The sequence below is a fragment of the Deefgea piscis genome (assembly GCF_019665785.1).
Classification (GTDB): Bacteria; Pseudomonadota; Gammaproteobacteria; order Burkholderiales; family Chitinibacteraceae; genus Deefgea.
Genome location: NZ_CP081149.1, coordinates 1270431 through 1284961 on the forward strand (window position 1 = coordinate 1270431; position 14531 = coordinate 1284961).

The window sequence follows — 14531 nt, forward strand, 5'->3', positions numbered from 1 at the left end:
ATGGCCTCATCGGTATTTGGTATTGGCGTCTCGGGCTTAAATGCCGCTAATTTAGGTTTAACGACCACTGGGCATAATATTGCCAACGTCAACACCGATGGCTATTCTCGGCAAACGATTAAGCAAAGCGCGCCTTATCCTTTGCTGACCGGCAATGGTTTTAATGGTTTGGGCGTGCAGGTCGACTCGATTAAGCGTGTTTATGATCAGTTTTTGACGCGTGCCGTCGATATTGCGCAAACCCAGTCGAGCTACCAGCAAACTCGTTTGGCTCATTTGGCAGAAGTTAATAATATTGTTGCCGATCCAACTGCAGGCGTGTCTCCGGCACTGCAAGAATTTTTTGCCTCAGTACAAAATGTGGCGACCAATCCAAGTAATCCACCGTCGCGTCAATCGATGCTGTCAAGCGCACAAACTTTACTGAATCGCTTTCAGGTTTTTTCTCAGCGCTTAAATGAGCAGCGTGCTTCGCTCAATGGTGAGATCTCTAATACGGTGGGAACGATTAATGCCTATGCCGCACAAGTTGCTGATTTGAACAGTAAAATTGTCGTCGCGCAAAGTAGTGGTCAGCCGCCCAATGATTTGCTGGATCAGCGCGATTTGCTGGTGAAAGATTTAAATAAAATGATTAAAACCACGTCGCTGCCGTTAAGCGATGGTTCGATTAATTTATTTGTTGGTAATGGCCAAGGCTTAGTGGTGGGCTCACAAACCTATACTTTAGGTGCCGTCCCCAATCCTGGTAATCCAGAAAGTCTGTCAATTAGTTATGAGCAAAATGGCAATTCAATTTTACTACCTGATAGTTTAGTGACGGGTGGGCAGTTGGGCGCTTTATTGGATTACCGCAATCAATCGCTGGATTTGGCACAAAATAGTTTAGAGCGCACCGCATTGGGTTTGTTAAGTACGTTCAATCAGCAGCATCAGGCTGGCCAAGATTTAAACGGCAATATGGGCAAAGCATTTTGGTCTTTTTCAACGACCAATTTAGGGCCTGGCATTGACGCCCCGAAGATCGGCTTGATTCGACCCAACACCAATAATAGCGTGCCTGCGACAGCGGCATTAACGGGGTATATTCAAGATATCTCGAAGCTAACGACCAGCAATTATGAGCTCAGTTATGACGGCACGAATTACGCTTTGGGCAATATGAGTGATGGTACTAAATACACATTGACTGCCGCCGAGGCTGCCGCGTTAACTACCCCTGCGGGATTTACGAGCTCTACAGGTTTGTCTTTGTCACTCAGTGCGACTCCCGCTGCCGGGGATCGCTTTACCATCATGCCGTTAAAAGGCTTTATTGATCAGGCGAAGGTCAATGTGAGCGATCCACGGGAAATTGCCGCGGCTGGTCCTATTGCCGCCGTTGAGCCCAAAGCGCCTGCTGCAGTGAATACGGGGACTTTAAAGGTGTATCAGCCTGACGTGAAGCCCCAGACTGCGGTAACGACCGATACCTCGATAGACCCGAATTTATTTACACCCGTGACCTTGACGTTTGTACCTGATGCGTCGTTCCCCTCGGGGATGGCTTATACCGTGACTGGGGCAGTGCCAGTAGTGGTTGGCAATCAGGAGTACAAAGCCGGTAACGAGGTGAGTTACAACGGTTGGACGATGAAACTCGATGGCAAACCGGCCAGTGGCGATAGTGTCACGGTGCAAAAAAATGCGGTAACAGCTAGCTCAGATAACCGCAATGCTTTGGCGCTAGGGAAATTACAAACCACCCGAGTATTGGATGGCAATACGGCGACGTATCAAGAGTCGTATGGCCGTATGGTGGCAACAGTGGGGACGCAAACCAGTGAGGCGACCATTATGGGCAAGGCGCAAGGTAAGTTGTTAATTAGTGCCGAAAATAATCGCAATTCAGTTTCAGCAGTCAATTTAGATGAAGAGGCGGCTAATTTATTGCGCTATCAGCAGGCTTATCAGGCCTCAAGTAAAGTCATTCAAATCGCTCAAAAAGCCTTTGATGAAATCGTTAATTTAGGCCGATAAAATCGCTTAAGAGGAGTCCACACTATGCGCATCGCAACAACGACCATATTTAGCCTTGGCAGCAATGCATTGCAAATGCATCAAAGTGATCAAGCTAAATTACAGGCGCAGCTGTCAGCCAATCGGCGTGTCTTAACCCCTGCGGATGATCCGATTGCGTCGGCGCGGATTTTGGATTTGGCGCAAGCGCAGTCCATTAATGGCCAATATGGCACCAATAGTGCAACCGCGGATTCATTTATGCGTTTGAGTGAGTCGACGTTGCAGCAAGTGACGTCAACGATACAAAACGTTCAAGAGCTTGCTGTGCGAGCTGGTAATCCAGCGTTAACGGCTAGCGAAAAGAAAACACTGGATGCTGAGTTGCAAGGTCGATATCAAGAGTTATTGGGCTTGGCCAATACCACGGATGGGCAGGGAAATTATCTATTTTCGGGCTTTAAGGGTGACATTAAACCATTTACTGAAACATCTTTTGGACAAGTCACTTACCAAGGGGATGATGGGAAACGCTTGGTGCAAATTTCGGATGGTCGACAATTACCGATTTCTGAAGCCGGTAGCGATATTTTTCAAAAAATTAAAAATGGCAATGGGACGTTTGTAACAGCTTATAACGCGAGTAATACCGGTTCTGGGATTGTGGGGCCCGGTGAAGTGACTGATCCTAATAAATGGGCGTTGGCGCCTGCGCCACGTGATTTTAGTATTCGCTTTCAAGTTTTACCTGATCCTGTTAATACCTCTAAAAATATAACCACGTATGATTTGGTCAATAACACCACAGGCGTGTCTTTGATTGACGGTGCCACTGTACCACGTGCTGCGGGCACGGCATTTCCGCGAGCTTATGCTGAAGGTGGAGATATTGAGTTCAAACAATTAGCCACCGATCCGGTTGCCATCCCTGTCGTGCCAGCATGGGATTATGGAATTAAAACCAATGTGAAAGGTGTGCCAGCCGCGACGGCCACCACGAACGATAGCTTTAGCGTTAAAACCAGCACCAATGTGGATTTGTTTGCTACCTTGGGCGCCTTATCAAGTGCTTTAAATACCTATCAATCCGGTCCAACAGGGCAGGCTGCATTTCAAAATCAATTGAATACCGCCTTATCGAATTTATCGAATTCACTGGGTAGTGTGGTGACGAGTCAGGCCTATCTTGGCGCTCGAATGAATGAAACTGATTCAGTAAAAGACACCACTGAAGACATGAAATTGCAATACACTAAGACGCGTACGGCGCTCGAGGGGCTCGATTATGCCGCGGCCATCAGTGATTTTGCCGAGAATCAGATGGTGCTTGATGCCACGCGTAAAAGTTTTGCTCAGGTGCAAGACTTAAGCTTGTTTAAATATATTTAGTAATTTTTTTGTGGGTTTTTAAACGGCTCGCAGTGCGAGCCGTTTTGATTTGGATTGTATGAGTAAAGTAAAAACGACTTTTGTTTGCCGTGTGTGTGGCGGTACATCGCCAAAGTGGCAAGGGCAATGCCCGCAATGTGGCGACTGGAATACGCTGGAAGAAAGTGTGGTTGAAAACAAAGCGGCAACAGGGCGTTTTCAATCATTAGCTGCCGATGGCGCGATTAAAAATCTTTCGGAAGTGAACGCCGAAGAAGTGCCGCGAATTCCAACCCAAATGGAAGAGCTCGATCGGGTTTTGGGTGGCGGTTTAGTGCCCGGCGGTGTGGTGTTAATTGGTGGTGATCCAGGTATTGGTAAATCAACGCTGTTATTGCAAGCTTTAGCCAAACTCTCTGAAACTCAGGCTGTCTTGTATGTTAGTGGTGAGGAATCAGCACAGCAAATTGCATTGAGGGCACGTCGTTTGGGGGTGCCAACGGCGAAGGTGCGGCTTTATCCTGAGATCAGTTTGGAAAAAATATTATTAGCCCTGACTGCCGAAGTGCCTAAAGTCGTGGTGATAGATTCGATTCAAACCATGTTTACTGAAGCACTAAGCAGTGCACCGGGTAGTGTGGCACAAGTTAGAGAATGTTCATCGCAGCTGACTCGTTTTGCCAAGCGGCATGGCACTTCAGTACTCCTCGTTGGCCATGTGACCAAAGACGGTGCCATTGCTGGGCCACGCGTGCTTGAGCATATTGTCGATGCGGTTTTGTATTTTGAAGGCGATACGCATTCGAGTTTTCGTTTGATTCGAGCGATTAAAAATCGATTTGGCGCAGTGAATGAGTTGGGCGTTTTTGCCATGACTGATAAAGGTTTGCGCGAAGTTTCCAACCCATCTGCGATGTTTTTAAGTCAGCACGCGGAGCCCGTGGCTGGATCTTGTGTTATGGTCACGCAAGAAGGAACTCGGCCGATGTTGGTAGAGGTGCAGGCTTTGGTGGATGATGCCCATTCTCCGCAGGTAAAGCGTTTGGCGGTTGGCGTTGAGCAAAATCGATTGGCTTTATTGTTGGCTGTATTGCATCGCCATGCTGGTATTGTCGCCTTTGATCAAGACGTGTTTATTAATGCCGTTGGTGGGGTGCGAATTTCAGAGCCTGCAGCCGATTTAGCAATGCTGCTCGCCATTGTTTCGTCATTAAAAAATAAGCCCTTGCCTGCAAAAATGGTCGTTTTTGGTGAGGTTGGCTTGGCAGGTGAAGTGCGTCCTGTGCAGCGTGGTCAAGAACGCCTGAAAGAGGCAGCTAAATTGGGTTTTACGCATGCGATTGTGCCTAAAGCCAATCGACCTCGGCAGCCCATTGACGGAATGACGGTGATTTCTGTCGAGCGCTTGGATGAGGCGGTTGCTGCTGCTTTTTGATAAAAATGCTTGAAATAATGACTTTTGACCGCATTAACTAAAGAATCAATTGCTGTTATTTGTTACTATTTTGCTTAGCTTAATTGCTTTTATGAGATTGGAGAATCCTAATGAGTGAAAATATCCTACACGTTACTGATGCAAGTTTTGATGTTGAAGTGCTGCAAGCTCAAGAGCCGGTACTGGTTGATTACTGGGCAGAATGGTGTGGTCCGTGCAAAATGATTGCGCCAATTTTGGATGACATCGCGCTTGAGTACGCTGGGAAGTTGAAAGTGGCAAAATTAAATATCGATGAAAATCAAGCAACACCACCTAAGTTTGGTATTCGCGGTATTCCAACGTTGATGCTTTTTGTTGGCGGGGAAGTGAAATCGACGAAGGTTGGCGCGTTGTCGAAATCGCAGTTGACTGCATTTATTGATAGTAATATTTGACACTGCAGTTAAATACATATACGCTTCAAAAAAGTAGCAGTGATGTGTTAAATGTGATCACATCACTGTTTACCCCTTCTAGAACTTCCGTAATACCTCCCCTTTTATATTATTTTAAGCGTAATTATTTATGCATTTGTCTGACCTAAAACATCTGCACGTCACTGAATTAGTCGAAATGGCGATTAGTTTTGAAATTGACGGTGCCAACCGCATGCGTAAGCAAGATTTGATTTTTGCTTTACTTAAAAATCGTGCAAAAAAAGGGGAGAGTATCTTCGGTGAAGGTACGCTCGAAGTGCTGCCGGATGGGTTTGGCTTCTTGCGCAGTCCAGATACGTCTTACTTGGCGGGTCCTGATGATATTTATGTCAGCCCAAGCCAGATTCGTCGCTTTAATTTGCATACTGGTGATTCGATTGAAGGCGAAATTCGAATTCCTAAAGACGGCGAACGTTATTTTGCTTTGGTTAAGGTTGATCGCGTCAATAGCGATGCACCAGAAGCCTCTAAGCATAAAATTCTGTTTGAAAATCTAACCCCTTTATTTCCGACTGAACGTTTGAAATTAGAACGCGATATTAAAGCGGAAGAAAATATCACTGGTCGTGTTATCGATTTGATGGCTCCGATTGGTAAAGGACAGCGCGCCTTACTGGTGGCGCCGCCTAAAACCGGTAAAACAGTCATGCTGCAACATATTGCACATGCAATTACTGCCAATCACCCCGAAGTCGTGATGATTGTATTGCTGATTGACGAGCGTCCTGAAGAAGTGACCGAGATGTTGCGCTCAGTGAAAGGCGAAGTAGTTTCGTCGACGTTTGATGAGCCAGCGACACGCCATGTGCAAGTCGCTGAGATGGTGATTGAAAAAGCGAAACGTTTGGTAGAGCACAAAAAAGACGTGGTGATTTTGCTTGATTCGATTACCCGGTTAGCGCGTGCGTATAATACGGTCGTTCCGTCATCAGGCAAGGTGTTAACCGGCGGGGTTGATGCCAATGCTTTACAGCGACCAAAACGTTTCTTTGGTGCCGCTCGAAATATTGAAGAAGGTGGTAGTTTAACCATTATCGCGACGGCTTTGGTAGATACCGGTAGTCGTATGGACGATGTGATCTACGAAGAATTTAAAGGTACGGGTAATAACGAGATTCAACTTGATCGCCGAATGGCAGAAAAGCGAATTTTCCCTTCGATTAATATCAATAAATCAAGCACGCGCCGTGAAGAACTCCTGATCAAGCCAGAGCAGTTGCAGCGTATTTGGGTGTTACGTAAATTACTTTACCCGATGGACGATCTGGAAGCGATGGAGTTTTTGATGGATAAACTCAAGTCGACAAAAACGAATTTAGATTTTTTTGACTCGATGCGTCGTTAATTCTTGCAGATTGGGGATTGTTTTGCGATAATCCCATGCTTTGCAGCGTCGGCAAAACCCCGGCGCCCGATAACCTAAGGAAAAAATCATGAAAGCTGGTATCCACCCTAATTACGAAGAAATCAACGTGACTTGCTCTTGCGGCAATGCATTTAAAACTGAGTCTACTTTATGCAAAGACTTGCACGTTGAGGTTTGTGCTGAATGCCATCCATTCTACACTGGCAAGCAAAAAATCGTTGATACGGCAGGCCGTATTGAGAAATTCAATTCTAAATTTGCTCGTTTCACGCGCTAATTTAGATTTAGAAATAAAAAAAGGCAGCTTTTCAGCTGCCTTTTTTTATTGGTTTATGCCAAAATTATTTCGAATAAATTGATTGAATATGACATGCTGACCTATCAAGCGAATCTAAAATCGGCACCCCAAGCAGGGCAAACTCAAGATAAACCTTGGCTTTTGTTGTTACTTTGTTTGTTCTGGCTTATCCCCGGGCTCGTTGGGCATGACCCTTGGAAGCCTGATGAAAATACCAGTATGGCCATTGTGGCCTATTTTATGCGCCATTCCAATTGGACTATTGCGTCGATTGCTGAGATTCCACAATTTAGCCAAGCGCCACTTTATTATTGGGTGGCCACGCTATTGGCCAATGCTTTGTCTTGGTTTGGTATTGCCGCCCACGATGCTGCTCGATTAAGTACTGGCTTATGGATGGGGCTGGGTATGTGGGGAACGGGCTTGGCTGCTCGTGACTTGTTTGGTCGACGCTTTGGCCGTATGGCCGTTATTATTTTATTGGGTTGCTTGGGCTTACCTTTGTGGGGGCATCATGTGTCACCTGCGGTCGTGGTGTTGGCTGCATTTGCTTGGCTGGCCTATGCCTTGACCTTGGCGATGAAGCGCCCATTGCGCGCTGGTGTGATCTTGGCGTTGGTGTTTTTAGTGTTGTTGACTGGCGCTAGTTGGGCCGATGCATTATTAGCAGTCTGCATCTCATCGCTTTTATTGCTGTTTTCGCAGTGGCGAAAAATGAGTTATCTGGTAACGCTGGTTACTGCGCTCATTATTGCATTGCCTTTTGCTGCGTTGTGGGGCTATTCGCTGCAAAATATCTCCGGTGAATTATTTCAAACTTGGTGGCGTTATTATGCGTGGGGTGTTTTTGGTGGCGCGCGCTCATTTGCAATTGGACATGAATTTGGTTTTTTACCTGCAGTTTTAGTGTGGTTTGCTTGGCCTGCATTGCCACTTGCGGCATGGTCGATTTACTTATTTCGACATGAAATGCTGCAGCCGCGCTGGCAATTATTATTAACCATGTTGATTGCCCAGCTTGGATTTATTGTTTTGTCGGGTAAGACTAGTGAAGCATTGATCTTGCCGCTTTTGGTGACCTTGGCTTTGATTGCAAGTGCTGGTGTTGATGAGCTAAGGCGAGGGGCAGCAGCAGCATTAAATTGGTTTAGCTTGCTCACTTTGGGTCTGGCGGCAATCTTCGTGTGGATGGCTTGGCTGGCTTTAGCGACTGGATTTCCTGTGGGCTTGGGCGACTACTTGCAAAAATACAGCTCGGCGCCAATGCCTGCATTAGGCTTGGGTTTGGTATTTGCTATCGTTGTCACCCTGCTATGGGGGCGCATGTTGTTTCGTAAGCGGCCAATTGGTCGGCGTGCCTTAGTCAATTGGACTTGTGGCTTAACGCTGGTAATTGGTTTGATGGTTGGCTTGTTTCAGACGTGGATCGATGCTGGTAAGTCGTATCGTCCAGTTGCTGCAGGTTTGGTTAAAGCTATGAAGCCTTATCCACAGGCTTGCATTGATGTTTCTCAGCTATCAAAAGATCCGATCGCGGCGATGGTTTATTTTACTGATCTTCAGTTTGATGCGAGGGCGGGGAATCATTGTTCATTTACATTGCTACAAAATGAAGCCAAACAGAATGCTAAAGATTTTATTTGGACCGGACATCGCTTGGGTGAACATCGCGAGGTTTTTTCGCTTTACTCGCGCTGATTTGTCTTTGCATTCTGCAGAATAAAATAATGCCGAGTTCTAATTTAACTCGGCATTATTGATTGGGGTGACAAAAATCGAGCAATTTAAACTTGATCTTGTTTGGAATTTTGTTCGGCAATTTCAGCATTGATATGGCGCTGCACATAAATATAGAGATAAATCGCCATGGCAATGATAAAGCCGATAGTAAAAAGGCTCAATATACCGATGGTTGAAGTTAGGATATTGGCAAGCGGGGTATTTTCCATAGTGTTCTCCTAGTGATGAACACTATCTAATCTTATTGTCTTGTCATTGATGTTGATAAGGGTCAAATGTGGCTTGTTTTGATTGGATTTTCTCGACAAGCCACAATTTTTACCACAACTTACTTGGCAAATTAGTCACGGAAATTTTGGTATTGCAAAGGAAAATCGCTGATCGATTGGCGCATTAAAGCAATAACACCTTGCAGGGCATCGCGATCTTTACCGGTGATGCGGACTTCATCGCCTTGAATCGCCGCTTGCACTTTCAGTTTTGAATCTTTAATGATGCGAATGATTTTTTTGGCTAATTCTTGGTCAATACCATCTTTGATGGTTAGCGTTTGTTTGACTTTATTACCCGATACTTTTTGCACATCGCCTTGTTCTAGGCGTTTGCTGCTATCGGCTTCTTTTTTCTCTAGGGCTGGGAAAACAATATCTTTAATTTGATCGAGTTGAAAATCTGAATCACCGTGTAAAGTGATGAGTTTATCTTTCTCGTTCAGTTCAACTTTGGCACTGGTGCCTTTAAAGTCGTAACGATTAATAATGGTTTTTGCCGCCACATCAATCGCATTTTTTAGCGCGACCATATCGGTGGCAGAGGTAATGTCGAAAGAAGGCATATTAAGGCTCGCAGGATGATGAATAAATAAAATAGGTTTTAAATTCAAGTGAATCAAGTCTTGATTCACTTGAAACATGCAATGAATTAGGCGAAATGACAAACGTAATGCAGCGTTTCGATGGTTTCAATATCAAAGCTTGAGTTCGCTGGAACGCTGAAAGATTGACCAGCAGAGTATGTTGTTGCAGTGCTTTCGTTCGCTAGTTTAACTGAGCATACCCCAGCAACAATTTCCATGATTTCAGCTGCGCCGGTATTAAAAGTCAGTGCGGACGGTTGAATAACACCGATGGTTTTTTTGCTGCCATCGGCAAACAAAACAGTATGGCTGACACATTTGCCATCAAAATAGACATTGCCTTGCTTTAAAACAGAAACTTGATCAAATTGGCTCATAGTGACTTCCTTGGTAAGCAGTTTATTTGAGTAATACTTTCGATAGAATTTCTTTGGCAATAAAACCGAGCATGCCAAAGCCAAGCACAAAGAACAGCACAATGGTGCCGTATTTGCCTGCTTTTGATTCTTTGGCAAGATTGTAAATGATAAAACCCATATAGATGATTAAAGCACTGCATAAAATGGTCACCGAAAGCGTGGTGAATTGTTCTTCATCCATTGCTAAGAAGGCATCTAGCATTTGTTATCTCGATTAGGGGAATGCAAACGGCTCAGAATTTTCCGAGCCGTTAAGTCGATAAGTAATTGTGTTACCTTGTTGTACTACTTATTGCATCTACGCCGTACTCCGTTTGAAGAAAGATCGGCGTAGTCGACAACCATTATTTTTGATTTAAACGGCCGGCAATTCGCATCCGTAAGGCGTTCAATTTAATAAAGCCACCGGCATCGACTTGATTGTAAGCGCCGCCGTCATCATCAAAAGTGGCGATATTCATATCAAATAGTGAGTTGGTTTTTGAGTCGCGACTCACCACAATCACATTGCCTTTATACAATTTCACACGCACCCAGCCATTAACGGTTGCTTGCGTTGCGTCGATCAATGTTTGCAGTACTTTGCGCTCAGGGGCCCACCAGAAACCGTTGTAAATCATGCTGGCGTAACGCGGCATGAGATCGTCTTTCAAATGTGCCACTTCGCGATCGAGCGTGATCGACTCAATCGCGCGATGTGCTTTCAGAATGATGGTGCCGCCAGGTGTTTCGTAGCAACCGCGTGATTTCATACCGACGTATCGGTTTTCAACCAAGTCCAAACGGCCAATACCGTGTTTGCCGCCCAGTTCATTCAGTTTGGTTAACACCGTCGCTGGTGACATGCGAACGCCATTGAGTGCCACGATATCACCTTTTTCAAATTCAATATCGAGGTATTCAGCCGCATCTGGTGCGGCTTCTGGGCTCACGCTCCAACGCCACATGGTTTCTTCAGCTTCTGCTGATGGATTTTCGAGGTGACGGCCTTCAAAGCTGATGTGTAGCAAGTTAGCGTCCATCGAGTACGGCGCGCCGCCATTTTTGTGTTTCATATCTACTGGGATATTGTTTTTTTCTGCGTAGGCCAGCAGTTTTTCGCGTGACAACAAATCCCATTCACGCCAAGGCGCAATCACTTTAACGTCGGGTTTTAGGCCGTAGTAACCCAATTCGAAACGAACTTGATCGTTGCCTTTGCCTGTTGCGCCATGCGATACCGCATCGGCATTGGTTTGATTGGCGATTTCAATTTGGCGTTTGGCAATCAATGGACGGGCAATCGATGTGCCAAGTAGGTATTCACCTTCGTACACGGTGTTGGCACGGAACATTGGGAAAACAAAGTCACGAACAAATTCTTCGCGTAAGTCATCGATAAAAATATTTTCTGGCTTAATCCCAAATTGCAGCGCTTTTTGGCGGGCAGGTTCTAGCTCTTCACCTTGGCCGAGATCGGCAGTAAAGGTAACGACTTCACATTGATAAGTGTCTTGCAGCCATTTCAAAATCACAGAAGTATCAAGGCCGCCGGAATAAGCGAGAACTACTTTATTAATATCGGACATACATATTGCCTTAGTCTTTAGTTCAAGAAAGATAATTGCTCAATCAGTTCAGTGCGAGGCGCAAGCCAAAGCTGACAAACAAAGTGCCTACTAATTTATTTAACAAGGTTTTCAGCCAGATTTTAGCTGAAAGTCGGCGTGCTAGGCTGCTACCGACCAAGATTAAAGTGGTCAAATAGCTGATGCTGACCAATTGCACGATGAGCCCGAGCGCGGCAAAAGTATGCCAAACGTGTGGGTAATTCGGGTTCACAAACTGCGGAAAAAACGCCATAAAAAATAAAATGGCTTTTACATTCACGAGTGAAATACCCAGCGCAGAGCGAAAGGCTTTTTTTGCCGAGTGTTCAGGGTGGCTAGCCTCAGGGGTATCTTTCTGAGACTTAGCAAATAAAGCGCGTATACCGATATACGTCAGATAGGCAGCGCCTAAATAACGCACGATATCAAAGGCAATGGGGTTGGCTTTCATTAAAGAAGCCACCCCTAAACTCGCCGCCAGCATCAAAATTAAATCGCCCACCACAATGCCCGCAGCAGCCGCAAAGCCAGCTTTGCGACCACGGGTACTGGCCATGGTGAGCGCAAATAATGAATTAGGGCCTGGTACTAAAATAATCAGTACCGTTCCCAATACATACGCCCAAAGATCGGTGATGCCTAACATTTAGTCGTTCACGCGGCCAAGTAGTAAAAATTCAATCACGGCTTTTTGGGTATGCATGCGATTTTCTGCTTCTTGCCAAACCACCGATTGCGGGCCGTCAATCACTTCGGGGTCGACTTCCTCGCCGCGATGCGCAGGTAAACAATGCATAAATAGCGCATTGGGCTTGGCTTGCTGCATTAAGCTTTCGGAAACTTTGTAATTAATAAAATCTTTTTTACGCTGCAGGGTTTCGCGCTCATAGCCCATCGATGTACACACGTCGGTGGTCACAATATCAGCACCAATGGCAGCTAAATAAGGGTCATTAAAGGTTTCGAAGTTGTCAGTACTGTAGCTTTCACCATCAAGGACGGTCATTTCATAGCCGCGTGGACAGGCCAAATTGAGTTTGAAGTTAAAGATTTTTGCCGCTTGTAGCCAAGTGCGGCTGATATTATTACTGTCACCAATCCAGCAAACGGTTTTCCCTTCAATCGAGCCATGATGTTCGATATAAGTGAAAATATCCGCCATGATTTGGCAAGGATGGTATTCATTGGTTAAGCCGTTGATAACTGGTACTAATGAGTTTTCGGCAAAGCGATCAATAATGCTTTGCTCAAAAGTTCGGACCATGACGATATCGACCATTCGGCTCATGACTTTAGCGACATCTTCGATCGGTTCGCCGCGCCCGAGTTGCGTGTCTTTAGATTGCAAGAACATCGCATGGCCGCCCAGTTGATACATACCTGCTTCAAAAGAAACGCGTGTTCGAGTGGATGATTTCTCAAAAATCATTCCCAAGACTTTGCCAGGTAGTGGCTGGTAAAGCGCACCTGATTTGAGACGAGCTTTTAATTTGGCCGTGCGTTCAAAGAGGTATTGATATTCTTCTAGAGTAAAGTCGCTGAACTTGAGGTAGTGGCGCATCAGATTTTGTCCTGGTCGATTAGCACTTAGCATGTGACCAAATGGCTGAAAAAACGAACATTATTCAATGTTTTTCCCCATAAAGGCAAGTCATTTGCGGGATCTGTTGGCTGTGTACTTATTCAGCATGGCGCTACATTTTCATGAGCTGGAGTCTAAGTGGAGTGTTATACTGATGTCAGTTCTCGAATTAAATAAAGCATTCGCCCACATGATCTGCAATCCCTACGAAATCATTATTCAAGGCATTACCAGTAACGGGCGCGAATTTCGCCCTAGCGATTGGGCTGAGCGCCTCTCAGGTATCCTGTCTACTTTTGGTGTCGACCAAAAGTTGTCTTACGCGCCATTTGTTCGGCCGATGGTGCATAACAACGTGCGTTGTGTTGCCGTTGATAAACAATTAGAAAAAATCGATCCGCGCGTTTTTGAATTTATTATGACTTTCGCCCGCGACAATGATTTGCGAGTGGTCGATTGTCGTTCCCTGATCCAAGAGAGTGATCTCTGACGCGAATGCGTGCGATCGCTACATGTTTACAATCAATTGACGTAAATCCTGTTGTTGCGACGCAGCATTTGTTCTATGCTGCATAAGTAACCCGTATGGGTATCTGACAGCGTGTAGGGGTATGTTATGAGATTGAAAGATAAAGTAGCGATCATTACGGGCTCTGCGAGCGGTATCGGCGAAGCCACGGCGATTAAATTCGCCGCCGAAGGTGCAAAAGTCGTGGTATGTGATGTTAATCCAGCGGGCGTTGCTGCGGTCGTTGCCGCATTAACAGCCGGTGGTGCTGATGCGGTGGGTTATGTGGTTGATGTCACGAAGACTGACACCATTGCTGCGATGGTGGCCGCCGTGAAGGACAAATATCAGCGAATTGACGTCTTAGTGAACAATGCGGGCATCGTCATGGATGCGCAGTTATTTAAAATGACTGAAGACCAGTTTGATCGCGTGATTGATATTAATTTAAAAGGTGTTTACAACTGCACTAAAGCGGTTGTTGATACCATGATTGAGCAAAAATCAGGCGTGATTCTAAACGCATCCTCAGTGGTGGGGATTTACGGTAATTTTGGCCAAACCAATTATGCCGCATCTAAATTTGGCGTCATTGGTTTTGTAAAAACATGGGCGAAAGAACTCGGTAAAAAAGGCATTCGTGCCAATGCGATTTGTCCGGGTTTTGTTGCTACGCCAATTTTGAATGACATGCCAGAAAAAGTCATTCAAGCGATGGAAGAAAAAGTGCCAATGCGCCGTCTTGCACAGCCTGCTGAAATTGCCAATGTATACGCATTTTTAGCATCGGATGAAGCTAGCTATATCAATGGCGCGGTAATTGAAGTTACCGGTGGTTTGACCTTGTAAATATTGCTTTTTCCAATAAAAATCCCGCTATCAATGGCGGGTTT

Annotated in this window: 15 protein-coding genes and 1 pseudogene; 9 read left to right on the forward strand and 7 right to left on the reverse strand. The window is 45.5% G+C overall.

The window, feature by feature from the left end; all coding sequences use genetic code 11:
• From flgK to K4H25_RS05955, 7 genes are all read left to right on the forward strand, one after another.
• Positions 1 to 2019 (forward strand): flagellar hook-associated protein FlgK, encoded by a 2019-nt coding sequence (flgK, locus tag K4H25_RS05925; protein ID WP_221022434.1) that lies wholly within the window; start codon positions 1 to 3, stop codon positions 2017 to 2019.
• Between the two features lie 24 nt (positions 2020 to 2043).
• Positions 2044 to 3387, forward strand: a complete 1344-nt coding sequence (gene flgL, locus K4H25_RS05930) for a flagellar hook-associated protein FlgL (RefSeq protein WP_221022435.1) — start codon at positions 2044 to 2046, stop codon at positions 3385 to 3387.
• 58 nt (positions 3388 to 3445) lie between these two features.
• Positions 3446 to 4801 (forward strand): DNA repair protein RadA, encoded by a 1356-nt coding sequence (radA, locus tag K4H25_RS05935; protein WP_221022436.1) that lies wholly within the window; start codon positions 3446 to 3448, stop codon positions 4799 to 4801.
• A 110-nt stretch (positions 4802 to 4911) separates the two neighbouring features.
• Complete coding sequence (gene trxA / locus K4H25_RS05940) at positions 4912 to 5238, forward strand: thioredoxin TrxA (protein ID WP_173533496.1); 327 nt, start codon at positions 4912 to 4914, stop codon at positions 5236 to 5238.
• 130 nt (positions 5239 to 5368) lie between these two features.
• On the forward strand, positions 5369 to 6625 hold the full coding sequence (gene rho / locus K4H25_RS05945) for a transcription termination factor Rho (protein WP_173533497.1): 1257 nt from the start codon (positions 5369 to 5371) through the stop codon (positions 6623 to 6625).
• An 88-nt stretch (positions 6626 to 6713) separates the two neighbouring features.
• Positions 6714 to 6923 carry a 50S ribosomal protein L31 gene (rpmE, locus tag K4H25_RS05950; protein ID WP_173533498.1) on the forward strand — a complete coding sequence of 70 codons (210 nt, stop codon included), beginning with the start codon at positions 6714 to 6716 and terminating at the stop codon, positions 6921 to 6923.
• 93 nt (positions 6924 to 7016) lie between these two features.
• Positions 7017 to 8642 carry an ArnT family glycosyltransferase gene (locus tag K4H25_RS05955; protein WP_221022437.1) on the forward strand — a complete coding sequence of 542 codons (1626 nt, stop codon included), beginning with the start codon at positions 7017 to 7019 and terminating at the stop codon, positions 8640 to 8642.
• Between the two features lie 86 nt (positions 8643 to 8728).
• On the opposite strand, the gene K4H25_RS05960 is transcribed toward K4H25_RS05955, so the two are convergent.
• From K4H25_RS05960 to argF, 7 genes are all read right to left on the reverse strand, one after another.
• Positions 8729 to 8893, reverse strand: a complete 165-nt coding sequence (locus tag K4H25_RS05960; protein WP_173533500.1) for a DUF3149 domain-containing protein — start codon at positions 8891 to 8893, stop codon at positions 8729 to 8731.
• A gap of 131 nt (positions 8894 to 9024) precedes the next feature.
• A complete protein-coding gene (locus K4H25_RS05965) occupies positions 9025 to 9588 on the reverse strand; it encodes a YajQ family cyclic di-GMP-binding protein (RefSeq protein ID WP_308443245.1) in 564 nt (187 codons plus the stop codon).
• A 17-nt stretch (positions 9589 to 9605) separates the two neighbouring features.
• The gene (gene ppnP / locus K4H25_RS05970; RefSeq protein ID WP_221022438.1) at positions 9606 to 9917 is read right to left on the reverse strand and encodes a pyrimidine/purine nucleoside phosphorylase; all 312 of its coding nucleotides are present in this window, start codon (positions 9915 to 9917) and stop codon (positions 9606 to 9608) included.
• 22 nt (positions 9918 to 9939) lie between these two features.
• Complete coding sequence (locus K4H25_RS05975) at positions 9940 to 10140, reverse strand: DUF2788 domain-containing protein (protein WP_173534676.1); 201 nt, start codon at positions 10138 to 10140, stop codon at positions 9940 to 9942.
• Between the two features lie 163 nt (positions 10141 to 10303).
• On the reverse strand, positions 10304 to 11527 hold the full coding sequence (locus tag K4H25_RS05980) for an argininosuccinate synthase (RefSeq protein WP_221022439.1): 1224 nt from the start codon (positions 11525 to 11527) through the stop codon (positions 10304 to 10306).
• Between the two features lie 43 nt (positions 11528 to 11570).
• Positions 11571 to 12194, reverse strand: a complete 624-nt coding sequence (gene leuE, locus K4H25_RS05985; protein ID WP_221022440.1) for a leucine efflux protein LeuE — start codon at positions 12192 to 12194, stop codon at positions 11571 to 11573.
• On the reverse strand, positions 12195 to 13109 hold the full coding sequence (argF, locus tag K4H25_RS05990) for an ornithine carbamoyltransferase (protein WP_173533505.1): 915 nt from the start codon (positions 13107 to 13109) through the stop codon (positions 12195 to 12197).
• Between the two features lie 211 nt (positions 13110 to 13320).
• Here argF and K4H25_RS05995 point away from each other — a divergent pair.
• Together K4H25_RS05995 and K4H25_RS06000 are read left to right on the forward strand one after the other, a co-directional pair.
• A pseudogene (locus K4H25_RS05995) lies at positions 13321 to 13614 on the forward strand (DUF3579 domain-containing protein); the annotation flags it as partial.
• 132 nt (positions 13615 to 13746) lie between these two features.
• On the forward strand, positions 13747 to 14487 hold the full coding sequence (locus K4H25_RS06000; RefSeq protein WP_173533507.1) for a beta-ketoacyl-ACP reductase: 741 nt from the start codon (positions 13747 to 13749) through the stop codon (positions 14485 to 14487).
• The last annotated feature ends 44 nt before the right edge of the window (positions 14488 to 14531 follow it).